The 25,135-nt window shown below is 34.4% G+C and carries 24 protein-coding genes, 2 pseudogenes and 1 other annotated feature; of the genes and pseudogenes, 18 read left to right on the top strand and 8 right to left on the bottom strand.

Annotated features, from left to right (window positions below; all coding sequences use genetic code 11):
- Positions 1–340 precede the first annotated feature (340 nt).
- From NKR74_RS13575 to NKR74_RS13565, 3 genes are all read left to right on the top strand, one after another.
- A complete protein-coding gene (locus NKR74_RS13575) occupies positions 341–850 on the top strand; it encodes a GNAT family N-acetyltransferase (protein ID WP_253629905.1) in 510 nt (169 codons plus the stop codon).
- Positions 851–1,247: 397 nt separating this feature from the next.
- On the top strand, positions 1,248–1,595 hold the full coding sequence (locus tag NKR74_RS13570) for a PadR family transcriptional regulator (protein ID WP_253629904.1): 348 nt from the start codon (positions 1,248–1,250) through the stop codon (positions 1,593–1,595).
- Positions 1,582–2,580, top strand: coding sequence for an HAAS signaling domain-containing protein (locus NKR74_RS13565; protein WP_253629903.1), 999 nt, complete (start codon positions 1,582–1,584; stop codon positions 2,578–2,580). The genes NKR74_RS13570 and NKR74_RS13565 overlap by 14 nt, the downstream gene beginning before the upstream one ends.
- Before the next feature lie 426 nt (positions 2,581–3,006).
- Here the strand turns inward: NKR74_RS13565 and mleCBF are convergent, their stop codons facing one another.
- Both mleCBF and NKR74_RS13555 read right to left on the bottom strand, forming a co-directional pair.
- The gene (gene mleCBF, locus NKR74_RS13560; protein ID WP_253629902.1) at positions 3,007–3,849 is read right to left on the bottom strand and encodes a CBF family alpha/beta fold macrolide esterase; all 843 of its coding nucleotides are present in this window, start codon (positions 3,847–3,849) and stop codon (positions 3,007–3,009) included.
- Positions 3,850–4,359: 510 nt separating this feature from the next.
- Entirely contained in the window at positions 4,360–5,139 is a 780-nt protein-coding gene (locus NKR74_RS13555; protein ID WP_098310204.1) for an alpha/beta fold hydrolase, read from the bottom strand.
- A gap of 757 nt (positions 5,140–5,896) precedes the next feature.
- Here NKR74_RS13555 and NKR74_RS13550 point away from each other — a divergent pair.
- The 3 genes and pseudogenes from NKR74_RS13550 to NKR74_RS13540 all read left to right on the top strand — a co-directional run.
- Positions 5,897–6,148 carry a hypothetical protein gene (locus NKR74_RS13550; protein ID WP_098310205.1) on the top strand — a complete coding sequence of 84 codons (252 nt, stop codon included), beginning with the start codon at positions 5,897–5,899 and terminating at the stop codon, positions 6,146–6,148.
- Positions 6,149–6,335: 187 nt separating this feature from the next.
- Entirely contained in the window at positions 6,336–6,743 is a 408-nt protein-coding gene (locus NKR74_RS13545) for a GNAT family N-acetyltransferase (RefSeq protein ID WP_098310206.1), read from the top strand.
- A gap of 130 nt (positions 6,744–6,873) precedes the next feature.
- Positions 6,874–7,301, top strand: a pseudogene (locus tag NKR74_RS13540) (aminoacyl--tRNA ligase-related protein); the annotation flags it as partial.
- A gap of 32 nt (positions 7,302–7,333) precedes the next feature.
- Here NKR74_RS13540 and NKR74_RS13535 read toward each other — a convergent pair.
- The gene (locus NKR74_RS13535; RefSeq protein ID WP_098310207.1) at positions 7,334–7,798 is read right to left on the bottom strand and encodes a DMT family transporter; all 465 of its coding nucleotides are present in this window, start codon (positions 7,796–7,798) and stop codon (positions 7,334–7,336) included.
- A 13-nt stretch (positions 7,799–7,811) separates the two neighbouring features.
- Complete coding sequence (locus tag NKR74_RS13530; protein ID WP_098310208.1) at positions 7,812–8,234, bottom strand: DMT family transporter; 423 nt, start codon at positions 8,232–8,234, stop codon at positions 7,812–7,814.
- Between the two features lie 96 nt (positions 8,235–8,330).
- Here NKR74_RS13530 and yeiL point away from each other — a divergent pair, with 96 nt between their 5' ends.
- The 11 genes and pseudogenes from yeiL to NKR74_RS13475 all read left to right on the top strand — a co-directional run bounded on the left by yeiL (position 8,331) and on the right by NKR74_RS13475 (position 21,118).
- A complete protein-coding gene (gene yeiL, locus NKR74_RS13525) occupies positions 8,331–9,029 on the top strand; it encodes a transcriptional regulator YeiL (RefSeq protein ID WP_253629901.1) in 699 nt (232 codons plus the stop codon).
- 331 nt (positions 9,030–9,360) lie between these two features.
- Positions 9,361–11,067, top strand: coding sequence for an IS200/IS605 family accessory protein TnpB-related protein (locus NKR74_RS13520; protein WP_253629900.1), 1,707 nt, complete (start codon positions 9,361–9,363; stop codon positions 11,065–11,067).
- Positions 11,068–11,233: 166 nt separating this feature from the next.
- Positions 11,234–11,725 (top strand): CDP-diacylglycerol--serine O-phosphatidyltransferase, encoded by a 492-nt coding sequence (gene pssA, locus NKR74_RS13515; protein ID WP_253629899.1) that lies wholly within the window; start codon positions 11,234–11,236, stop codon positions 11,723–11,725.
- Positions 11,726–12,056: 331 nt separating this feature from the next.
- Positions 12,057–13,201 (top strand): annotated as a pseudogene (locus NKR74_RS13510) (zinc ribbon domain-containing protein).
- A 393-nt stretch (positions 13,202–13,594) separates the two neighbouring features.
- On the top strand, positions 13,595–14,656 hold the full coding sequence (locus tag NKR74_RS13505) for a M4 family metallopeptidase (protein ID WP_253629898.1): 1,062 nt from the start codon (positions 13,595–13,597) through the stop codon (positions 14,654–14,656).
- Positions 14,657–14,695: 39 nt separating this feature from the next.
- The gene (locus tag NKR74_RS13500) at positions 14,696–15,013 is read left to right on the top strand and encodes a protealysin inhibitor emfourin (protein WP_253629897.1); all 318 of its coding nucleotides are present in this window, start codon (positions 14,696–14,698) and stop codon (positions 15,011–15,013) included.
- A gap of 369 nt (positions 15,014–15,382) precedes the next feature.
- Positions 15,383–15,901, top strand: coding sequence for a phosphotransferase-like protein (locus NKR74_RS13495; RefSeq protein ID WP_253629896.1), 519 nt, complete (start codon positions 15,383–15,385; stop codon positions 15,899–15,901).
- A gap of 194 nt (positions 15,902–16,095) precedes the next feature.
- Complete coding sequence (locus NKR74_RS13490) at positions 16,096–17,610, top strand: class I adenylate-forming enzyme family protein (protein WP_253629895.1); 1,515 nt, start codon at positions 16,096–16,098, stop codon at positions 17,608–17,610.
- Between the two features lie 350 nt (positions 17,611–17,960).
- Positions 17,961–19,361, top strand: a complete 1,401-nt coding sequence (locus NKR74_RS13485) for a protoporphyrinogen oxidase (protein ID WP_253629894.1) — start codon at positions 17,961–17,963, stop codon at positions 19,359–19,361.
- A gap of 412 nt (positions 19,362–19,773) precedes the next feature.
- Positions 19,774–20,029, top strand: a binding site (T-box leader).
- A gap of 71 nt (positions 20,030–20,100) precedes the next feature.
- Entirely contained in the window at positions 20,101–20,661 is a 561-nt protein-coding gene (locus NKR74_RS13480) for a GNAT family N-acetyltransferase (protein WP_253629893.1), read from the top strand.
- A gap of 217 nt (positions 20,662–20,878) precedes the next feature.
- The gene (locus NKR74_RS13475; RefSeq protein WP_253629892.1) at positions 20,879–21,118 is read left to right on the top strand and encodes a DUF3977 family protein; all 240 of its coding nucleotides are present in this window, start codon (positions 20,879–20,881) and stop codon (positions 21,116–21,118) included.
- A gap of 206 nt (positions 21,119–21,324) precedes the next feature.
- Here NKR74_RS13475 and NKR74_RS13470 read toward each other — a convergent pair whose 3' ends face one another.
- The 4 genes from NKR74_RS13470 to NKR74_RS13455 all read right to left on the bottom strand — a co-directional run bounded on the left by NKR74_RS13470 (position 21,325) and on the right by NKR74_RS13455 (position 24,145).
- Positions 21,325–21,783 (bottom strand): GNAT family N-acetyltransferase, encoded by a 459-nt coding sequence (locus NKR74_RS13470; protein WP_253629891.1) that lies wholly within the window; start codon positions 21,781–21,783, stop codon positions 21,325–21,327.
- 136 nt (positions 21,784–21,919) lie between these two features.
- Positions 21,920–22,327, bottom strand: a complete 408-nt coding sequence (locus NKR74_RS13465; RefSeq protein WP_253629890.1) for a ribosomal maturation YjgA family protein — start codon at positions 22,325–22,327, stop codon at positions 21,920–21,922.
- 578 nt (positions 22,328–22,905) lie between these two features.
- On the bottom strand, positions 22,906–23,343 hold the full coding sequence (locus NKR74_RS13460) for a DUF2690 domain-containing protein (RefSeq protein WP_253629889.1): 438 nt from the start codon (positions 23,341–23,343) through the stop codon (positions 22,906–22,908).
- 271 nt (positions 23,344–23,614) lie between these two features.
- Complete coding sequence (locus NKR74_RS13455; protein WP_253629888.1) at positions 23,615–24,145, bottom strand: hypothetical protein; 531 nt, start codon at positions 24,143–24,145, stop codon at positions 23,615–23,617.
- Positions 24,146–24,431: 286 nt separating this feature from the next.
- Between NKR74_RS13455 and NKR74_RS13450 the strand changes: the two genes are divergently transcribed.
- Complete coding sequence (locus NKR74_RS13450; RefSeq protein ID WP_253629887.1) at positions 24,432–25,034, top strand: TetR/AcrR family transcriptional regulator; 603 nt, start codon at positions 24,432–24,434, stop codon at positions 25,032–25,034.
- The last annotated feature ends 101 nt before the right edge of the window (positions 25,035–25,135 follow it).

Here is a 25,135-nt window from a genome sequence, read left to right as displayed (position 1 = left end):
ACATATAGTAGGTAATCAGCTTCTTTTTATTGTGAAATAGACTTTTTCAATGCCCTCTGTAGCTTTTGAATTAAGTTTGATAAAAAGTGTGTGATAACGTATTTCATCGCAACTTTTTTATAAACGTCGCGACTTTGTTTTAAACATCGTAACTTTTTTATAAACATCATGACTTTATTTCAAAGCTACACTAATAGTTTTTTATCCATTTTGAAAGTCTGTGAAAGAAATTCAATAATAGTGATTCATGAATCATTTCCATAGCCCTAGATAGGAATCTTTACATAGTGTATAGAATATCCCAAAACAATCTTATTTTTTAGTTGAAGGAGATGTTGAAATGGAAGTAACCATTCGTCCCGTTCAGATACAGGATGCTAGCGCAATTCATCGTATTTGTATACAAGATGCAGTTTTGCCATATATGGTTTTCATGCCAAGTATGCGAGTAGATGCTATGGAAAATAGAATTCGTAACTTAGGACATAATCAATTTGAATTTGTTGCGGAGTTTGATGGTAATGTTGTTGGATTTGTAGGTTTAACGCAAGGACAAGGACGAAGATCGCATTCGGGAGACATATTTATCGGTGTAGATAGTGAATATCATAAAAAAGGAATTGGGAAAGCATTACTCACAAAAATTCTCGATCTTACGGACAATTGGCTAATGCTTGAAAGGGTAGAACTTGGCGTTCTCGAAACAAATCCTGGTGCACAAGCGTTGTATGAAAAATTTGGCTTTATAGAAGAAGGAACAAAGAAGGGGAGTTTAAAAGCAAACGGTAAATTTATTGATGAAATTATGATGAGTCGCCTTCGTCCAAATGGTCTGGTTATGCAAGCGTGATTATTGTGTAATTACAATAAAGTCATAGACTAAACAAGAAAAAGGTATAGGCTACATTCAAATCCTCATCATATTTTTTGAAAATATGATGAGGATTTATTTGTTTATGCTTTTTTCATTTATCTAAAAGCGAATGAATGAGGTGACTTCTTTGTTTAAATGGAACAAAGAAAAAAGTAATATAGCCTTCTGATAAAGTAAACCAAAATAATGAAATGATAGAGAAAACAACGTTTGAATACAAACGTTGTTTTTTATGTACTTTTCTTACAATTTGTCTTGTTATTTCTTAAAAGGTCATTTTATTTCAAATAATGTTGTAACAATAATACTGTATGATGCATAGCATAAAGTATACACTGTATGACATATAGTATATAAAAAATGAGGTGGGTGAATGAGTACATTATTGAATTCATTAACGACAGAGCTTAGGAGAGGAACGTTGACATTAGCCGTTTTAAGTCAATTACGAACACCCCAGTATGGATATTCACTTGTTCAGTTATTGGAGGAATCGGGCATTACCATTGAACAAAGTACCTTATATCCATTGCTTCGCCGATTAGAAAAACAGGAATTAGTGACGAGTAGTTGGGATACATCAGAGAGTAGACCCCGTAAGTTTTATGTTTTAAGTGAATATGGGTTAGAGATCTTTTTGCAGTTAAAAAAGGAATGGCTTAAGAATTCGAAAGAACTCTATAGCTTATTAAAAAAGGAGGAAGACGATGAATCTGATTGAGATTTATATACACGAAGTTACTCGGAGACTGCCTGAAAAAAATCGTGAGGATATTGCTCTAGAGTTACGGTCAACCATAGAGGATATGCTGCCTGATGATTACAGTGAAGAAGATGTAAAGGCGGTTCTTGAAAAATTAGGGAGCCCAGTCACAATGGCTAATGGTTATCGAGACTGGCCAACGCACTTAATTGGTCCCCGCTATTTTGATGGATATGTGACGCTACTAAAAATGATTTTACCGATTGCCGCTGTCATTTCGTTAATCTCGGTGATTGCCGAACATTTTATTGGATATAGTGGAGAACAAGCGGTTATAAGTATTGTTTTTAGTCTTATAGGCAAAGGAATAGGGAGCATCATTGAAGTAGGGATCTACGTATTCTTTTGGCTAACACTTGTGTTTGCTATTTTGGAAAGAGCAGATAAAGGAAGAGATGAGGAGCCATTAACAGCAAGCTTTAAAAAATGGACACCTGATGATTTGAAAAATATCCATAATATTCCTAAGAAAAAAGCGATTTCAAAGGGCGAAGTATTTGTAAGTTTAATGTGGACTGCGATTTGGTCAACTTTTTATTTTTATGCAAATCATCTTGTAGGTGTATATGAACGCAGTAGAGACGTACTTGAATTCGTGACCCCAACTTTTAATCAGGAAGTTTTACTTGGATATTGGCCAATCGTTCTTGTTGTAATTGGTCTCGAAATAGCATTAGCTCTTTATAAATTATTAAAGGGGCAATGGACAAAAGGAATAGCAATTTGTAATACTGCACTCCAGCTTATCGCAACCATTGTATTCATTGTTATAGTAACAAATCCGAATTTGATGACCCAAGACTTTATTACGTATATGGCTGATTTATTTACCATAACAACTAATCAATTTAAAACATGGATAGTTGGCGGTGGAATTTTCATCTTTATTTTATTTACAGTAATCGGTGTATTTGATGGCTTCCGTAAGGCTAGAATTCGTTAATATATTTGCTTATTAAACTACCATTACGTACTTTAAAATTAGAATAATCATGTTGCTATTGTATCCTTGAAATAAAGTTGAACCGTTTTGAAAAAGATGAACTGTTTATAAAAGTTAAACCGTTTTTATGGTTAATTAAGAAACTGTTGAGTGATAATAGAGTTGTTCCGTTAAAGGGCCATAATATTGAATAAGAGATCACATAAAACCTGATTTTTTTGTGCTAACAGGATTCTGAAAAAACCAAAAACGTTGATTCATCTACAATGTATAAAACTGTATAAACGATAAAATATGAATAAACACCAATCCCTTGAACTGTAAGGGATTGGTGTTTTTGCTCACTTCATATAGATTAGCTAGTATACAACAGGTATAAAATTTAATAAGGCATCTTTTAATATAAAAAGTGAAATCACTAATTTTTTATCGCGAACTAAGACTTACAACTGAGTCTATAATTTGGTCCCAGTCTTTACTATGAATCTCATGACCTGATCCATCAAGAGCCACTAATTCAGCATGGGGAATAGCTTTCGCAAGAGCAAGTCCATGCTCGTATGGGAGAGCTGGATCTTCTGTGCCATGAATAATGAGGACAGGTACGTTGATCTCACCCATTCTATCGTAATACTCGTCTCCGCCTTGCAGCATGGCATGATTGAATCTGCTCGGCAGCTGTTTAGCTCGGGCAGCCTCTCTTTCCGCCAGTTTATATATTCTTACCTCCTCGTAAGGTTTGGAACCACATAAAGTTTTCCATCCACCCGCCAGATAGGAAATGACCGTCTCACGATTTGACCAATCTATGGAAGCACTTTTCGCATGGTAATCCAGTATGCTTTGATCCATTGGAGGCAGTTTTTTCATCTCAGTCCCGAACACACTTGATGCAATTAGGGTAAGCGTAAATATGCGTTCTGGATATCTCAGGGCAAGAATCTGACCGATCAAACCGCCCAGGGACATTCCAACGATATGGGCCCGTTCTATGGAATAAGCATCCAGGACTCCAACCGCATCGTCAGCCATGTCCGTTATTGTATAGTTAGAAGTCCCAGGTTCATAAGTGACGGATCGTCCCAAATCACGATGATCGTACCGAATGACAAATCTCCCCTGATCTGCAAGACGGAGGCAGAAGTCCTCATCCCACCAGTCTAATGAAGACATCGCTCCCATGATTAAAAGCATAGCAGGATCCTTAGGATTTCCAAAACTTTCTGTACATATATCTACTTTATTTACTTTCAGTATCTGTTCACTCATGTTTTTACCTCCTTTTAAATGTTAAATGATTTGGGAATTATAACCATACTTATTTCTGTTAATATAGGGGTATTCCCCATCGCCATCAAGTTAAAATTTTATAATGCCCCCAAAATGAAAATTTGTTGTCTTTTATAGCAAAGAAGTTCATTTGTAAAATGACAATAAAGTTATTTAATTTTAAAAGCTCAAACAAGCATAACCCCGTTCTAAATTTGGGACGGGGTTAAAAATATAGTTGTTTAATCTCGATGCGAGATACTTCACTACACTAAAAAATATAACAATAAAGTCGTTTGAAATCTGAGTTTTAATTAACAATCGCACTCTTTTGCGGAAGATTAAGATAATGATTATAATTGCAGCCCATTAGCTGGTTGAACTAACATATCTTTTTGTTCAACACTGTATTGAGTCTAATAATTACAGCAAATATTTTACTGTCCGTAAAGCGTACTCGATTATTACGCTATCGTCCTCTGTTTATTTGAATTTAGGTCAAATTTTTAACTAAATAAATTGTGCCAATAGTTGGTTAAATTTCTCGCGTTCTTCCCAGAAAAGGCCATGACCACTATATTGAAACGGAACAAGCTGTGAATTTCTTATCTTTTCATTTAGTTCCTGAGCTTGTGCAAATGGAATAACTTTGTCATGAATGCCGTGAACGATTAAAGTAGGAACATTAATTTTCGGAAGATCCGCATGTAGCTTCTCATCTCTTAATGTAGTTATAATAGCAGCTGTCGACCAACTTGCTGCTTGTAGCCCCATTTGCAAAAACCAGTCCGAAAATGGTTTAGTTATATACTGAAAGAAAAAGCCATCTGTTACGTCCTGCATCATTTTAGGCCGATCATTTAAGGTTTCTTTAAGGTAGTTATTAGCAGTTTCTGCGGTAAATCCAATTGGAGCGGCCGCATCAATAAGAACAAGCTTTGATACCCTAAAACCATTGTGACGAGACATATATCGAATTGCGATAGACCCACCGGTAGAGTGACCCACAAGAGTAAAATTGTTTATTTGAAGTGTACCAACTACTGTGCGGATATCATCTGCAAGTCTGTTAAAAGTATAGCCGCTCATTGGTTTATCCGAATTGCCAAATCCCCTCCAGTCTATACCAATACAGCGATAGCCCATAGCAGGAAGAACATTAAACTGATATTCAAACTGTTTATGGCTTAACGGCCAGCCATGTAAAAATACGATGGTCTTATTTCCCCCGGGGTTAATATCTTCTACATATAAATTCACACCTGACTCTACGGTAACAAAGTATCCCATGAAGATTCCTCCCTAGTTAATATAGTTTCAACAATAGATATTCATTTTGGTTAATATAAATGAGTACCAATTCAAGTTATAGGCCAGGGAAGCGAAACAGGACGGGCTTTATTGAACTATCCTGCCCCTTTAGTTTAAGTACATTTATTCACAATCTCCTCTATAAATTTAAACATAAATAATCAATTTATTTTGAAAATAAGTTACTCAACAATCTGACCCGATACATCAAGAAAAAACGCTCGATTGTTGAATACAATGATTGGTATTTTTTAAACAACTTTATTGTCACTTAACATATTTTTTAAACGATTTTTTTGTAAATTAAATAACTTTATTATCTCTACACATCATTTTTATCGTTTTGGGGTAATCTATTTTCTTAACTTGATGGGCATGGGGTATTCCCTCCATACTAAAGTTTTCTTTACCCCTTTTATTTCTTATGCTGCTATGCATACTATTCCTTTTAATTCTAGGTATTTGGAAATTAATGTTTAATGGTTAGTACTTATAAAACTATTACATCGTGGAAACAATCTTCACCTACTAATGTGATTGATAAAACAATCTCTAAAACCGCAAGTTATGTTATTCCATTAAAGGGCCATTTAATGTAAGAAGAGAAATGAAAATCCATCTCTCTTTATGTCGTAGTTAACACAAACTGTGAATAAAATATTAAAAGAAAACAAGTGAACAAACTGATTTTTTTGAATGTAATGTTCGAAACTAAAATAAGTAGGGAGACGGTGCAGTGAGCGAAATAGATAAACGAAACAGATTAAGTAAAGAACCTTTTGCTTATCAAATAACGAAAAAAGGAACGGTAGTAATCTATTACGGAGGTAAACAAATTAAAATTGTAAAGGATAGAGAGGCAGAGCGTCTTATAGCAAGAATCAAAGAAGTTGAAGATAATATAACTGAAGTACAGTTATTGTTAGCTAAAATTACGGGTAACTTTAAACGTGGTAATGAGAAATTTGGTAAAAATAAAAGCAAATAAACTTAGCCTTTACTTCGTAGTTCGCAAACAATGTTGGATGGTTTAACAATCGGGTGCGTTACTGGAACAATGATAATGCGGTTTTTTCTTCAAGTAACGGGGACAAGTTAATGGAAGAAGCTATGTGAAAATATAAATTCATGTGTTGATGTTAAAATGTAATATACAAAATCCAGGAGGTGATTATATGGAAAAATCTATACATTATACGATTGAGCCCCCTGATAACTTTGAGCAATTACTGACCCTATATGAATCTTTAGGATGGAATTCACTTAAATTAACAGTTAATGAATTGGAACAAATGTGTAATCAAAGTTGGTATGCAATATATGCTTTTGATAAGCAACAATTAGTAGGTATGGGACGTGTTATTTCGGATGGTGTAATTACTGGAATTGTATGTGGAGTGTGTGTGCTACCAAGCTATCAGTCTGAGGGAATCGGAAAAGAAATGGTGAATCGAATTATTCAACATTGTGAGCAAAATCGAGTAATTCCTCAACTTATGTGTGTAGAAAGTTTGGAAACATATTATGAAACTTTTGGATTTAAGAAATTTACCATTGGTATGACAAAGAATATAAATCGATAAATTTAAATTAATTTATAGTAGGGGCCTTGGCAGAAAAACTGCGATTTTCTGCCAAAACCCCTTGTAGAATTAACGGGTGCTCATATTGAATAAGCAATGATCTTCAACAATCGGGCGCTTTAATTGAAGAAAAGTTGAAATGGTCAAATATACAAAACCAAAAGAATCATACGACGAATTAGAAAAATTAACAGCTAATGCGGAAAAAGTATTACAATTGCTGCAATTACCTTATCGAGTAATTACATTATGTACAGCCAATATGGCATTCCCATCTGCAAAAACATATGATATTGAAGTATGGTTACCGAGCTATGGAACATATCGAGAAATTTCTTCTTGTTCAAACTGTGAAGATTTCCAAGCTTGCCGTGCAGGTATTCGTTTTGGTCGTACACAAGGAGCAAAACCAGAATTTGCGCATACATGAAATGGTTCTGGATTACGGTAGGGCACACAGTAGCAACGATTTTAGAGAATTACCAACAAGAAGATGGATCAGTTATGATTCCGGAAGTATTGCGCTCATACATGGGTGGAAAAGAAGTTATTAAATAAGAAAGAGTAAATATGAAAATAAGAAACAAGCCTCAGTAGGCTTGTTTCTTATTTTGAACAGATATATCTGTTCGATCAATGATTAAATTATATGTGAGTCCCATTAATACTAATAAACCTCCAACGATCTTACCAACCGATAGTTCATGTGAATTGAAAAAATCAATGATAATTCCCATACTTAATTGACCAATAAAAATGAGTAATGTCAAATAGAAGGAAGATATTTTAGGGATAATATAGTTTGATAATCCAATTACGATAACACCTACTAATCCTCCTAAATAAGCGAAAAACGGTATGGATTGCAATGTCGTGTAGGACATATTAAAAGATTCATTACTAAAAACTAAAAATAGAAAAGAAAAAGCTAGACCAGTGATATAGTTGAAAAAAGTACCTTGGAAAATTCCAATTTGAGTTGCTAAGTTTGCATTAATTACTCTTGCGATTACAATGGAACATCCAGCTAAAATGGCAATACATATATATAACATCATTTACCCTCCGTTAAAAAATATTCATGACAAAAATTCCAGAAGCAATAAGTAGTAGGCCGACCATTTTCTTTTTTTCAAACTTCACAACTTTCATTCCTAATAATCCGAAATGATCGATGATAATAGAAGTAATCGATTGACCGAGTAAGCCTAAAGCGATTGTTAAGGATACACCAAGCTCCGAAAAGCTAATATTGTTAAATAGTACGGTGAACACTCCAATAGCTCCTGCGCTATATAAGTAGAGCGGGATTCCTTTGTGAATCTTAATTTTAAATTTACCAACTAGTAAAATGATAATAACCGCAATTAATCCAACAATATGAATAAGAACGCTGGCGTTATAGTTTCCTATAACTTCTGCTAAGATGCCGTTTAATGGAAGCATAAGTGCGATAAAAGCACCAATAAGTGCGGAAAGTAATTTGTACATAGCGTTTCCTCCTTGCAATTTTAATCATAATTTATCATGATTGGATTAAGGGGTATTATGACATATGTCATAGTAAAGAGGGGATTTGGAGGATTTATGAAAAAAATATATGATCCGCATAAGTTAGATGAGTATATTCAAAAGAATAATATTGAGGGATTTTTCAGTAGCGATATAAAATCTGTTATGGAATTGTTGTTATTTAAAAAGAATGAATACATATGTAGAGAAAATGAAACGCTTTCTTACCTTTACTTCTTTGTAGAAGGAAAAGCGAAGGTATATACGACTTTAAGTAACGGTAAATCTTTATTATTAACTTTTTATAATCGATTTGAAGTAATCGGAGATGTAGAATTGGTCCGTTCTCAAAAAACTTTTTCAAATGTTCAACTGATAGAGGATTCATATTGCATTGGAATCCCACTAGAAAAAATTAGAGTACGTTTACTTCATGACGCAACTTTTTTAAGCTTTATTTGTGATTCTTTAGCCCATAAACTAGCTAGACTTGCTCAAAATAGCTCTATTAATTTACTTTATCCACTTGAGAGCCGATTAGCGAGTTACATTCTTGCGACAAGTGAAAAGGTTGAGGATAGAGAAAAAACAATGATATTTCAAGGGAATTTAACTGAAGTATCGGAGCTATTAGGGACGAGTTATCGACATTTACTGCGAACATTAAATACTCTTTGTGATAAAGGAGCGTTAGAAAAGAAGGGAAGTTATTTTGAAGTAATAGACGAGCCTTTACTGGAAGAGTTGACGGCAGATGTTTATAAACAAAATTAAATATATGTTTGTAAGGAAAGCAGTGAGTAGGGTAAGATGATTTTTATTAATGATGAAAATACGATAAAAAATGAAATAAGTACGATCTTCCTTTAGAATAATGAAAAGCCGATTTTCCTTAACGTACAGGAAATCGGCTTTTTTCTTGTCGAAATTTGCTTAGCGTACAGTGGGCATGTATTTATCATATTTGGCGAGAAGACCCCCACCTCAAGCGCGAAGCGGTAGGTGGAGGATGAATCGCTTTTTTGTTTTTTTAAGTATATAAATAGAAACGTATGTTCCTTTTTGGTATACTTTTTGTATACAAAACAAGAAAGGAGTGTGTCCAATGAAAAAAGCATATTTTTCAATTCGTATCTATAAGAATGCACTGAATCCGAAGTATGTTGAAGCTATTGGACAGGCTCTTTTCGTATTTAATCGTGCGAAGCATTTCGCTTTCCAAACGCAAGTGTTAGAAAAACGTTCTGGCACCTCCAGACGTTCTGATAGTATGCAAATTACTGTAAAATCACGATTTAGTCTGAATGACTATTATGCAAATAGTGCTGTACAGGAAGCCAATGCACTGTTTTCTTCTCAGACAGAATTGAAGAAATTGTATATCGAAAATAAAGATGAACAGATTAAAGCTGTAAAAAAGAAGATTAAGAAAACCAAGTCAGATTTGACAGTGCTGAATAAAATGAAAACATCTTTTATCAAAGGAAAGCCAAAGTTCAATAAAACGTCCAAAGAACAACAAATTGGACCATATTTTGTTGTGCAATTTAAAAAGAGAACAGATATTTACTATCATGCCTATCAATTTGAGCATGAATATTTAAATGTGCGTATTCAAACACTTCGTTCTCGTTTAGGAAGCCTTGAATTTCGGTTGGATAGACTACAAAAACTACTTCATAGTTTAAAAAACAAAGTTTCTTCTGTTGTATTTGGGAGTAAAAAACGATTCAAAGCACAACATACTGTAGATACTTATGTTCAAAATCATACCCTTTGGGTTCAGGATTTTGAAAATGCCCGTTACAATCAAATGTTGATTTCAGGTCGAAAAGATGCGAAATCAGGAAACTTTGTATTTACATACAATACAGAATCACAATTTTTACACTTTACAACACCAAACGGAGTTGCAGTTGAAATTCCGAACCTTACATTTCCGTATGGACAAGAACAAGTGAATGCAGCTGTTCAAAACCAATGGAATTGCAAAGATAAAAAGAATGCAGGAAAACCAATCAGTTGGGCAATTGAAGACCACGGGGATTACTACATTTTTAAATGCTTAATAGATATTGAAGAGAACCAAAATAAAAACTTTAGCAAATCCGATGGTGTCATTGGAGTAGACTGTAATTTTGATCACTTTGCTTGGTCAAACATCAATAGACAAGGACAACTCATAAAAACGGGTGTATTATCCTTTGATATTTTAGGTAAAACATCAGAACAAATTACTAAAATTATGGAAGCAGAAGCCATTGCATTAGTTGATATTGCTGTAAAAGCAAACAAACCGATTATTGTAGAAAAATTAAACACAACAAAAGCAAAGGTTAAGAACCCTTATGGCAACAAAAAAGCAAACATGATGATGAGCATGTTTGCTTACAAAAAGATGATTTCAGCTATTAAAATCCGCGCTGAGAAGATAGGTGTAGCAGTATTTGAGGTAAATCCAGCGTACACTTCTCAAATTGGTAAAATCAAATACATGAAACGTTTTGGTATCAGTATTCATCAAGCAGCTTCTTATGTCATTGCTAGAAGGGCAATGGGATTTAAAGAAAAACTTCCACCAATTTTGTATTCACTATTACCGGAGAAGATGGTAGGTCTGCATCATTGGGCGCAATGGAAGTGGTTGTCTGGCATCCTGTCTGATTTGCGTGTTCACACATTCTATCAGATGGAGCTTTCGAACCATAACAAGATTCGTTCTGTGAACGAACTTTTTCCTCCAGGGGCTCTTACAGACTTGGAAGTAAAAGGTTTGTCTAAGTTTGAAAGCAGAAAAACCATACCTTGTTGAATGGGTATGGTCTTCTAAGCATTTTGTCTTAGTTGTCCCTTTTGGGAATCCCCTTCCTCAAAAATTCGTTAGGATTTTAGGTGGGGGTAGTTCAATAAGAATAACGGAAGAATATATAGAAAATGCTACATAAATAGGAAGTTTGATTAACTTAGGGGGGACAACCTTGTTCAATCGGATAGTAAAAGCTGTACCTAATTTATTTACGCTCGGAAATTTATTGTGCGGTGTTTTTTCAATTACCCTGAATATGAATGGCTTTTTGGAAGCAGCATCCATTTTTATTTTCTTTTCGGCTGTTTTCGATCTTCTTGATGGAAGGATTGCGAGAAAATTAAAAGTGAATAGTGAGTTTGGCGTAGAATTGGATTCCTTAGCTGATATTGTTAGTTTTGGAGTTGCTCCTGCACTTCTATTTCATTCGATAGCAGCACCATCTATTTTAACTTCTTTGGCATTTATCCTTTTTCCAATGATGGGTGCTTTAAGATTAGCTAAATTTAGTGTTAAACCAACTATTGGATATTTTAAGGGATTACCTATCCCAGCTGCTGGATTACCATTGGCCGGTATGAGTTTGTTTTCATATAGTAATGCATGGATTACCTTAATCCTTGCTCTCTTAATGGTAAGTCCAATTAGGTTTAAAAAACTTTAATTTGGGTCCCGCTCCATTGCCATCAAGCCTTTATGGAATATCGTTTATCCCGCATTAACGGGCAGTAAGATCTCCCACCTCAAAATTGAGAGAGAAGTGAAGAAGATAGATGGGGGATAACTGCCCGTAAAAGCCCGATTGGTGAGAGATCTCCATCAGTGGGGGGATGAAGAAAACCCCACCTTCAAAACGCGCAGGGCATAGCCCGGTTTAAGGTGGGGATGAATTGCCATTACATTCATAAAAAATTTTTGGTATTGATACGAATATATGTTCTCTTTTTGGGCGTTTTGTAGTATCATGAAGGAAAGAGGAGAGGGAGGTGAAAATCATGACGAAAGAAAAAGAATATGCAACCTATCAAATTTGGATTAAGCAAGGTCACAAATTGTACGCCTACTTCATGGAAATGTGTCAAAATGCAAAAAATCTCTACAATACAACGAATTTCTATATTCGCCAAGTATATACGGCCTTACATGCTGGTAAACCATTACAGCCACTTCAACAAGAAGTCCTCCATACATTACAAATGTACATCGAAACCATGAATGAAAATCAACTTCGTGCGTACCAAAAACGTTTGCAAAAACAGAAAGAAAAACCTGTAGAAGAACGGAACGAAATCAAGTGTAATTTGTTTGCATTCCCTACAAAAGAGAGATCATTCCTATCGTATAACTATCTGGATTGTTTGTTTAAAACAATGAAACAACAAGATTATATGAACTTGGCAGCGTAAACGAATCAAGCGGTTATGAAGAAGTTATATCAAAACTGGAAATCATTTCTTGCATCCATCAAGGCATATATGAAACATCCTTCCACTTTTACGGGTAGACCTCGCATTCCAAAATATATCAAATCATCTATGAAAGAAATTGTATTCACGAATCAAGTATGTATACTCCAAGATAAGTACATTCGTTTTCCAAAAACAAGATAAGATTAAATGTCGGTAAATTGTTCGGATCTATCGAAAATCTCAAAGAGGTACGTGTTTCCCCTGCTTACGGGAAATTTAAAGTGGAAATTGTGACAGAACAGTCCGAGCCAGCACCTGAGTATGTTGACAACAATCGTTATATGAGTATTGACTTAGCGATCAATAACATTGCAACTATCACAACGAATACAGGGAACATCCCGCATAATCTACTCATTGAAATGATCACCTATAAAGCAAAACGAAAAAGTATTACTGTACAAGTCGTAGAAGAATCGTATACAAGCAAGACCTCCTTTCTAGACAATGATGAAATCCCAACTTACGGTGAGGAAAACATTCCTGAGTTCAGTGGGAAACGGATCAAACGTGGATTGTATCGTACGAAAGGGAATTTTCTACTAAACGCAGATGTGAATGGTTCCTATAACATCCTAAAAAAAGCAGTTCCAAAGGCGTTTGCTGATGGAATAGAGGGGTTGTGCCATCAGGCAGCTGTGTCAACTCCACTCGTGTTAAGCATCTCTTGAAGGTGATACACGAGAAACCCCACTTCAAGATCCGAAGAAGATAAGTGGCGGGAGTTTTCATATCGAAATTTACTTAGCATATATTTTCATTAAAATGTGGGCGGGACCCTATCGCTATCAAGTTAAGAAATTTCCTGTTCCCAAAATTGAAATTTTCATCTCTCCATAGTTGTTCGTGGGAATACAGATTTCGGTTTTCTAGGTTTGAAATAAAGTCACGATGTTTATATAAAATAGGAAAAAAACAAGGAATCACTATATAAATAGTAGAAGAATTATATACAAGCAAGATTAGGATATTAGAAAAGCTCTACTAAAAAGGGTTTCAAATTAATGTAATAAGAAAAAGCTAATCGAGTTGTTTTTACTACTATTTAGGAAGGGGTGTAAAACTTGCATACAAAACGGTGTACGCATAATAATTGCAAATGTTTTATTGTACCTAACTACATTTTGGAGAATTTAGCACAAAATGAAGTAGAAGCAGCACGAATTACTTTAGAGAAAAGTCTAAAAGTTCGAAAGCGTAGAATTTTGAAAGAATATAATATTGATGGTGTTGTCGCCTTAACTGATGCTGGAACAGGAACGCGAGGTGAGTCTGCCCGCCATGTATACGATTGCAAAGGGAGGACAAACCTTAGAGTGAATGAGGTTAGAAAAGAAGGAGACAGATCAAGTGGGGATACTGTGGTTAACCATGCGTACGATTATGCTGGAATTGTGCGTGACTATTTTAAGAATGTGTTCCACCGTAATTCTATTGATGACAATGGGCTAGATCTCATTCTGAATGTTCACTATGGGCACAACTTTCAAAATGCCTATTGGGACGGTGATGAAATGGTGTTTGGTGATGGAGATGGAATTATTTTCACAAGTTTTTCAAATTCACTCGATGTTATTGGGCACGAACTTACACATGGTATTACTCAATTCACTAACGGATTAGAGTATGAAGGACAACCCGGAGCTTTAAATGAACATATTTCGGACGTGTTCGGAATAGCAATTAAGCAATCTTATTTAAAGGAAACAGCACGAGATGCGGATTGGCTAATTGGTGCTGATATAATGGGACCAACACTAAAAGGACAAGCACTTCGTTCAATGAAAGCACCTGGTACTGCATTTGATAACCAACTAATGGGTAAGGATATGCAACCTGATCATATGAAAAACTATTATCAAGGAGATCTTGATCACCATGGTGTTCATATCAATAGTGGCATACCAAACAAGGTGTTTTATCTTGTATCTATGGAGATTGGAACAGATAAGGCAGCTTTGATATGGTATAATGCAATACAAAATTTATTTACAACTACAAACTTCAATCAATTTGCACAAATCGTAATTAAAGCAGCGCAAAAACTTGTTGATAGTAGAGAAGTTCCTAAAACGGCTGCAAAAACAGTAGAATCTGCTTTTAAAACGGTGGGAATACCTTCTTAGACATATTCTTTATCATGAAGTTGGAGGCTTAATATTCATATGCATATCCAATTTAGCTGTATCGGGGGAATCGCTAATCTCCATTTAACCTTTCAGACAAATACGGTCGAGTTACCAAAGGAAATAGCTAAGGAATTACTTGATTTAATCAAGCAAGCTAATATTTTAAATCTTAAACCAAGTGAATTAGAGGTTGTTACAACCAAATGGGCAGATGCTTTTTCTTATCAGCTAAGGATAGAAGATGGAAAAGAGCCAAAATCCTTTTCATTTACCGATGTAACAGCTCCGCAGGAAGTACAACCTTTATTGGATTATTTACGTAATTTGGCGATCGCAGAAAAAATGAAAGAATAATAAAAAAGAACTCACTATGTATATATTTATATAGTGAGTTCTTTTTGTTTTGGGGTAATCCTAAATTCTTAAGTTGATGGACATATATGGTGACCCCATTAGAAAAAATGCATCCCTAAAAACACCCTTTATATGTCCACTAAGATCAATAGTCAATTCATAGAATTGAAACTACTTTTTTGCATTTTAAATTGATCAAAAAATGTGTATCCAGAGAATTTACATATAATAAACATGTAATAAGAGTCTTTTTGTAAAATTAAAGAAAAAGAATTATGCCAAGTCGTAATTCTTTCAATACAACACATTCCACTATATAACTGAAAGGGGATTCGAGTGCAGAACTAAATAACTAACGGAGGGATTTCAATGATCTATTTAATTACTGGACCGATGGCAAGTGGCAAATCTACTGTTGCAGAATTGATGGCAAAAAAATTTGAGAAGTCAGTACACTTACGTGGGGATATCTTTCGTAAAATGATTGTTTCTGGCCGAAAAGAAATGAGCGGAAATTCTAGTGAGGAAGCTGAAAATCAGCTAGATTTGCGCTATCAACTAACAGCAGAAGTTGCAAAAGGTTACAGCAATGCGGGTTTTACTGTTATTGTGCAAGATAATTACTATGGTGAAAAACTTCCGTATATTCTAGAATTAATGGCTCCTAAGAAAGTGGCACCTATTGTTTTAATTCCTAATGCTAATGTTATCCGAGAAAGAGAACGTAATAGAGGCAAGGCTGGTTATATTGGCTTTAACGTTGATGGTTTACGAGAAGAGTTTTTAAAAACTACTCCGCATATTGGATTATGGATTGATAATAGTGTAGAACAACCGCATGAAACAGTTGATCACATTATGAATGAGTTAGGAATGGAATCAAACTAAAAATCCTCATAATAGGTGATAAAAAGATAATTTCAAATTTCCACAAAACGAATAATTATGATAAGTAATATTCCGATACTTGCTAGGTAAAGGGATATTTTTTTGATTAAGTTAAATTCACTAAATTTAATCTTTAGTAAATTAATAATTAATATAGTAAAATAAAAGCCTGAAAATGAAAAGGGGTGTTTTTCTTGCGTACAATGCAACAATTATTACAAAAACGAGCAACACAATCACCAAGTATTGAAGCACTTGTTGGTGGAGGGGCAAGATATTCATTTAAAGAATATAACGAACGAGTAAATCAGCTTGCGCATTACTTGTTAAACAGCGGTGTGCAAAAAGGAGATCGTATCGGTGTTTTATGTAAAAATAATCATCCGTTTCCAACGATTATGATGGCAAGCTTAAAAATCGGTGCCGTACTCATACCCTTTAATCATCAACTTACTATTTATGAATTAGAAACGATTGTAAAAGAAGCGAAGCTAAAGGTATTATTTTATGATGCTGAATTTAACGAAGTTTTATCTAAAGTTGAAGCAGTAAAAGAAATTCAACATGTACTAGAAACTGGGGAAAGTATGGAAGTATCAAATTTATTTGAATTACGATTACAAGACCAGCCGAAGACGGAACCAATGGTAGAAGTTCATGAAGATGATGATGCGATTTTTTTATTTACTTCTGGAACAACCGGAAATGCGAAAGCATGTGTCATTGGTCATAGAAATTTACATTATTATTTTACGGAAATTGCAGGCCAAAGGGAGGTTCCAGTAGGCGGACGTTTTCTTTCCGTGCATCCACTTTTTCATATGAGTGGTGTACTTTCTATATTAAATTGTATTTATTACGGTATCACGATGATTTTTCTATCTGACTCAAATCCTAGTCTCATTTGGGATACGATTGAAAAAGAGAAGATTACAACTATGCTTGCGTTTCCAGCTGTGTACAGTTATATGCTTGATGAATTAAATAAAAAAGAACGTAATATTCCTTCTTTCAAAGTAGCACAAAGTGGTGGAACAAAAGTACCTGAAACTCTTATACAAAAGTATGCGGAGAAAGGAATCTTTATGGTACAAGCATATGGTAGTACAGAAGGTTGGATCGTAAGTTCATGGAGACCAGAAATGGGGAAAGAAAAAATTTCTTCTGTAGGAAAACCTATTAAACATGTAGAGGTAAAGATTATTCATCCAGAGACAGGAGAAGAATTACCTGCGAATGAAGTTGGAGAGATTATTGTAAAAAGCCCATATATGTTTAAAGGTTATTGGAATAACGAGAAGGCAACAAGAAAAGTAGTAAAGAATAATTGGTTTTACATGGGTGATGCCGGGATGCTGGATGAAGACGGATGCTTATATATAATGGGAAGATACAAAGATGTGATTGTACATGGTGGCGATAATGTATATCCAGATCAAGTAGAAGAAGTAATTCATGAAATAAGTGGTGTGTTAGAAGTTGCAGTAGTTGGAATTCTAGATGATTTTTGGGGAGAAATTCCAAGAGCTTATATCGTGAAAGACATTCACACATCATTATCAGAAGAAAATATTATTCAGCACTGTAAGCTAAAATTAGCGAGCTATAAAATACCAGAAGTAATATTCGTTGAGGAATTACCAAAAAATGCTTTAGGAAAGGTATTAAAAAGAGAGTTAAAGAGTACTACCCTAGTAAAAAATGATTAAAGGAGTTACCTATTTTAAGTGATAAGTCCGGTTATGTTTTATACATAACCGGACTTTTTACTTGTTTTAATGATTTACTAGATTTTGTATAAGATAATAAAGAATATTCACTCAATAATTGTGTGAGTAATATAAGAGATGCTTTAGAAGTTTTATAAGTTAAGAGTTGTCATATTGCAGTTATTCCTTTTGCCAAATCACCCAGTACATCATAATCAACCTGAAATGTGTTCGTATATATTGTCTAATTTTTTACGGACTGTGTAAGCTGCTAGTCGAGAAAGCTAACTTTTGGGTATAATAATAAAGAAATTTATCAATTTATAGTATCGATTAGGAGCTCAGTAGATATGAAAACAGTTGTTGTCGTAGGTGGAGGTATTACGGGACTCTCTACTATGTTTTACTTAGAAAGATTAAAAAAGGATTACAATATAGATTTAAAATTGATCCTTGTAGAAAAAGAGGAGTATTTAGGCGGGAAAATTCACAGTGTAAAAGAAAATGATTTTATTATGGAAACAGGAGCAGATTCAATTGTTGCTCGAAATGAAAATGTGATGCCTCTTGTAAAAGAACTGAATCTAGAAGATGATATGGTATATAACGAAACTGGTATTTCTTACATTTATTCAGAGGATACGTTACATCCTATTCCCGCTGATACAGTATTTGGAATCCCTACAAGTGTAGAGTCGTTGTTTAACAGTACGTTAGTCTCAACGAAAGGGAAAATTATTGCACTGAAAGATTTTATGACTAAAAACAAAGGCTTTACGAAAGATACATCGCTTGCTTTATTTTTAGAAAGCTTTTTAGGAAAAGAATTAGTTGAGAAGCAAATTTCTCCTGTCCTTTCAGGGGTATATTCCGGTAAATTAAATGAACTTACAATGGCATCTACATTACCATATTTACTTGACTATAAAAATAAATACGGCAGTATTATTAAAGGGTTTGAAGTGAACAAAAAACAATTCCAGGCAGCTGGAAATAAAAAGTTTTTATCGTTCAAAGGAGGACTCTCTACGATTGTTAATCGGTTAGAAGAGGTGTTGACTAAGACGGAAATACGAAAAGGAGTAACAACGACAAATGTAAGTAGAGTCGGTAATGGGTATGAAGTTTCTTTTTCGAATCAAGAGAAAATAAAAGCGGATTACATTGTTTTAGCTGCTCCTCACGATATTGCACAAGCAGTATTAAATTCTGCCGAATTAAACAGTGATTTCAATAAATTCAAAAATTCATCTCTTATTAGTATTTATTTAGGATTTGAAATACCTGATAATCAATTACCGGCAGATGGGACAGGCTTTATTGTTTCAGAAAATGGTAATTTATATTGTGATGCTTGTACATGGACAAGTAGGAAATGGAAGCATACATCAAATAAACAAAACTTATTAGTAAGAATGTTTTATAAAAGTTCAAATCCAGCGTATGAAAAGATTAAAAATAATAGTAAAGAAGAATTCATTCAAGTTGCTTTATCTGATATTAAAAAAAGTCTTGGAATTCAGGGTGAGCCGCAGATTGTTGAAGTTACAAACTGGAAAGACTTAATGCCAAATTATCATTTAGAACATAATCAGGCAGTTCAATCTTTGAATGAGAAATTGTCAGCTGCTTTTCCAAATGTTTACTTAGCTGGTGCTTCATATTATGGTGTAGGCATTGGAGCTTGCATAGGGAATGGAAAGAATACGGCAGATAAGATTATGAAAGCATTACATACTTGTTCGGAGTAATGCCATCTTTATCCCACATTAACGGGCAGTAATACTCCCACCTCAAAATTCGGCGAAAGCAAAGAAGTTAGGCGGGAGATAAACTGCCCGTAAAAGCCCGATTGGTTCAACTAATAATCAGTGGGGGATGAAGAACCCCCACTGATTAAAGTTTCACTTTATATTTTTGATAAAATCCTCCTCTAGTATAAGAGGAGGATTTCGTACGTTGTTGTACCTATATAAATCCATTTTAATTTTTCGACATCTAAATCCCTGCTATGCAGAATAAAAAGTAACCTACACTCGTTTGCTATTCAACTTCAATATACGACTGACGAAACGATGAAACTTGTTACTAATAATAATCAAAAAAACATTTGACAATAATCAATTTTCTGATTATTATTGATGCAATTAATAATAGGAAATAGTAATAGCGATGAAGAGAAGAGTAATTAAGAAATGCTATGTAACAGAGAACTCCAGTAGCTGAGAAGGAGAGATAGCGTTCTTAATGAAAAAAGACTTGGAGCTTCGTACGGAACTAAGATGATTAGGGATAATGCGACGGGTTCTCCCGTTATAGAGATAGGGTATACGCAATTTGCCGTACCCGAAGAGGTTGATATGGTGACATATCAATAAACTGAGGTGGTACCACGATGAGCACAACTCTCGTCCTCAAGATTCATAATCTTGGGGGTGGGAGTTTTTTATTTTCTAAATTGAGAAAGTTTATAAAAGGAGGAGTATTGTAATGAATCCAATATTATTAGATGTTCCATTTCAAATAGAAACAGAAAGACTTATACTACGAGCGCCCTTACAAACTGGAGACGGAAGGATTGTAAATGCAGCAATAAAAAATTCCTTTAATGAATTAAAAGTTTGGTTACCCTTTGCACAGAACATTCCTGCTGTTGAAGAAACAGAAATCAACTTGAGAGAAGCGCATATTAAGTTTTTAAAAAGAGAGAGCTTTCGTTTTCTTATTTTTCATAAAGATACCAATGATTTTATTGGAACAGCAAGCCTTCAAGGAATAGACTGGGACATTCCTAAATGTGAAATTGGATACTGGATTAACACACCGTTTAGTGGAAATGGATATATGGTAGAAGCTGTAAAAGGATTAACCAACTTTGGGTTAAACCAAATTCAATTTAAAAGAATTGAAATTAGGTGTGAATCCACAAACTTTAAAAGTCGCTCTATCCCTGAAAAGTTAGGATTTGAGTTAGAAGGGATACTAAAGAATGAAGATTTATCGGCAGATGGAAAGACATTAACTAACACTTGTATTTATGCAATAACTTAATTAGGTACTAATTAGACAATGCATTGATAGTTTTGCTAGTAGTCAGTTTCATAAATAGAACTGTTATGATTTGTGAATGAGTAATAAAAGAAGGATTCTACATTTCATCCATAGAACAAGTAGTATGTCTAAGAGAGGATATAAGAAACGAAAAGTTAACATAATATAATTATGTTAATCTATAAGCTTATAAACATTTTAACAGGGAGAATTACAATTGAAGTATATTGAGTTTGGGATTGGGAATAAGTGGTTTGTCAGAACGGAAATAGAATATGATGATGGAACTGAAACGGAGCAGCGTGGTATTGTGAAACCCATTCATTTTGAATCAGCGTATATGAGATGCTGGGTAGGGAAAAATTGTTTCATTATAGATACAAAAGAAGGTTTTAAGAAAATGAAAAAGAACCGTAATGAACTCAAATTCATTTTTGGAATTGTAAGCAGGAGATAAGTAGAGAATGAGAGGAATCAAAAGTGTATGGTATGTAACCTTTTGATTCCTCTCATTTTTATCCCGCATTAACGGGCATTAAGCCCTCCTCCTCAAGATGCAGAGAGAAACGAAGAAGATAGGCGGGGGACAACTGCCCGTAAAAGCCCGATTGGTTCAACTAACCATCGGTGGGGATGAAGCCCCCCACTGATGGAAGTTTCACTTTATCTGTGTCCTTGTTTTCTTGCTTCTGCAAATCCATAGTATGCACAAGCGCCGTTTTGAGAAAGATCCCTTACTTCAAATCCGCATTTTTTATAAAAATCAAAGTTATTTGCTGAGGTATTTGCAAACCAATCACCGTGAGGTAACTTTTGTAAGCATAACTCTACGAGCTTTTTTCCGATACCTTGTCCTCTATAGTCACTTTTTACGATTACATCCATAATCATAGCGGCCATAATTTGGTCTGATATGACTCGTATCATCGCAATCATTTCCTCATGATCCCATACTGTGAAAGCCCAAGTAGAGTTTTCGAATATTAAAGTGAAGCGTTCATCTTGCCATGTAGGAGTATGATTTCCAACCCAACCAGCATCCTGAAACAAACTCTTCACAGCAGAAGCTGGGATTCCTTTCGTTCCTTCGCGAATAATGAGTCCATTATGATAAATGTACATAATATACAGCCCCTTTTTATTTTTATCATTTATTCGTTATGAAGCAGCAACTTCCTGCATGATTGACTAATAAAAAAGGACTGCTGATGACAAAAGGATAAAATCGAAAATTAAGGTAGAACAATAAGAGGTTAGTTTAAGTGAGATTGCTAGGTTTTCGAATCTTTACAAACAAAAGTTCACTTATAATACCTATGCCAATGCCTATCCCATAAGCTAATAAATCGCTCCACAAAAAGCCATAACCTAATATCAATCCGCCTAAAGTTGTTTCTCGAATATGATCGATCCAACTAGCATGGTACAATTGACTGATTTCAATGATATAACAAAATGATATAGCAAGTAATGCAACGGTTTTTGTATGAGCTCTTTTAAAAATAAATCCAAAACCAACAAAAATCATTAAAGCCCATAGTGAATCGCCTAAATATGTATTCAAAATATGTGGTAGCACATGAGCCATCTTTCTTGAGTATAGCCCTAATACAATTACAATGATGGTCATCATTGCGTACAGTAATCGATTGCGTTTATATGTCATATGTAAATTTCTCCCCAAAGTGTTCTTTCAAAAAATGAAAGAACAGATATTTTGTATTTTTACTGATTAGGATATCAAAGCTGATCTCAAAGATGCTTTTGAAGTAATTTTATAAACTTTCTATATTCTAAAGCAACAAATAAGACTTCTAAACGAAATTGGATATTTATGTTAAAGTTGGGTGTGAGTGTGAAGAAATGATTTAAACTAAAGTATTAGACTAAATAGTAGATATGAGGTTTTTATAAGGGAAATAAGGGGAATTCTGAGAAATCATACATACTAAAACAAGCATGTATACATTTTTGCATAAAGCTTTCAATAGAGAAAAAGGCTTAATCCTTTATAAAAAAGGCTTAGCCTCTTTATTGATTATTTACAATGTCGCGTTATGTTAGCTTTACATGTATAAGTGTGTATTATCAGAAAAGACCCTAGCTTACTGTAGCTTTGGAATAATGTTTGATCAAATTGATACTATAAACCTTGATAAACGAGCAAAAAGAAAGGGCGTGTTTTGAAAAAAGATTGATCAAAACACGCTCTCGATATATTAAATTTAGCATTGAACTAAAGAATTAATACCAACCAGTATATAAATATTCCCAATGACCACTTGAAAAGTAAACATTAGCTCTAGCATTTGCGATATACCCTGCATCATTAACCTGTTTAGTATAACAAGATGTTTGTCCTAGTGATTTTTTAGCATAATATGAATAAGTTACGCCATCACTTCGTTTAATTTGTGCCCATCCTTCTCTTGCTGCTGGATCGCCACCAAGAGTTAATTTTGCCCAAGCACTTCTACAAGTAGGGCTATAGCGAAGTTCAACCATAGCACCACTATACCAACTGGTGTTATACAAATCAGGTATTGTTTTTGCATCTCTAGCGCATCCTGTAGCAATCGGGTCTGATCCATTAGCAACTGCAGCATAAGTTGTACCGCTATTAAAAAAGAAAGTTGAAAGTGCAATAACTAGACCTAAGGTAGCAGTAATAAATTTTTTCAATGCATTCCCTCCATACATATATTTGAAAAAATTCCTACACTTTTTTCTATTTCAACACACAAAAGGTAACTTTTGTAATAATTAAGATTGATATTTTGATAGAATAGGGGAAATTTTTTTTGTAGCTTTGAAATAAAGTTTGATCAAAATTGTTTTAGAAACCTTGATTTATCAATGTTCTCATAAAAAAGAAGGCTGTGTTTTAATCAAAATTTTTTCAAAACAGTTAAACTTTATTTCAAATCAATACTTACTAGGGTCTTTCTATTCATTAATAGTAAGTTGCACTTCCGGATCCCGTTATATAAGGCCAAGGGTGTGGATTTGTGAATTTTAACCAATAGTAACCAGAGGGTAGTCGTGATCCACCGTATTGATAAGTATAAATAACAGATTTTGAACCATTTCGTGGATAATCTGCATGGCTAACTGCATAATCCCAACCAACTGTTGGATCTTTCATTATTGTTACTCTAAAGTTCCCCGAATAGCCAGGATTGTATGGAGTTCTAGAAGACAAGGATACTTTTAAACGACCTTTACTGGAATCGTAATAAAATCTAGTAGCACCATTTAAATTCGAATCAAATGCATAGGAAAAGTACCAAGGTAATCCTCTCGTGGAAAATGCTGTGATGGATTCTTCTTTAACTTCCGATGTTTGCACTAAACCTGAAGAATTGTCTTGTGATACATGAGTACTGTTCGTCGAAGAAGTAGCAGCCTGTGCATGGTCACTAAAAAGAAACGTAGTGAAAGCAAAAATTATAGTAGCAACAGCCGTACTAATTTTTCTAAACATCTCAAGACCCCTTTCAAAATATTGGTATTTGAAAACATACAAACCGGTTCGTATGTTTTCAGGACTTGCAAAAACATACTAATCGGTCAGTATGTTTTCATTCTAATTAGAATTATCTGGAAAGTCAATGTAGAAATTGTAAAAAGTTTTTATTTTATAAATTATCTGATAAAATTCAATTAAACATTAGAGTTCATTCATGCCAAAAATGGGCAATAATTCGTAAATTGGACTAATTAGCGTTCGTTTTTTTATATCTGATAATTGAAGAAGAGGGGAAATTCATATGAAGTACACAACAGGTGAAGAAACAAAAAAGAAGATAATAGACTCTGCATTCCAGCTCCTCGCAGATAAAGGGTATGAGGCGATGAGTATTGATGATGTAATGAAAGGGACTGGAAAAACAAAAGGTTCATTCTACGTCCATTTTAAGAGCAAAGAAGATTTGCTATATGAGGTTATGCGGACTCGGTTAAACCGAGAGTTTGATCATATTGTAAAAGAGACTTTCAAGGAATTGTCGGATGAAACATGCAATGTTCAATTGATATTAAACCGACTGATGCATCGAGTACACACAGGAAAAGGAGGAGCAGATCAATCATTATGGATATTTGTGTATCATAAAATCCTTGTTCTGTCTCGGAAAAATCAAATTATTAGGGAATGGCTAATGGAACAATATCGTGCTTGGGTAGACTTTATGTCAGAAATCCTTCGTAGAGGCCAGGAGTTAGGACAAGTCCGTACCGATATAGAAGTTAGTGTGATGGTAAACATGCTTATCAGTTTATTGGAAGGCTATGAACTTCGTTCTACGGTTGATCCAGAAATCGATGTTTACGAACAACTTAAACTCACTGAATTACTCTGTCTAAATAAATGATTTGAATATCATTAGATAATTGTTGGATGTTCTTTTCACTGCCGATAATACTAATTATATGAATGGGAAGTTTCTTCAAATCTTCTGGGGGAACTTTTAAA

Origin of the sequence: Bacillus sp. 3103sda1, assembly GCF_024159135.1 — a bacterium.
GTDB classification, from domain to species: Bacteria; Bacillota; Bacilli; order Bacillales; family Bacillaceae_G; genus Bacillus_A; species Bacillus_A rhizoplanae.
This window is presented reverse-complemented; position numbering and strand designations above follow the sequence as displayed.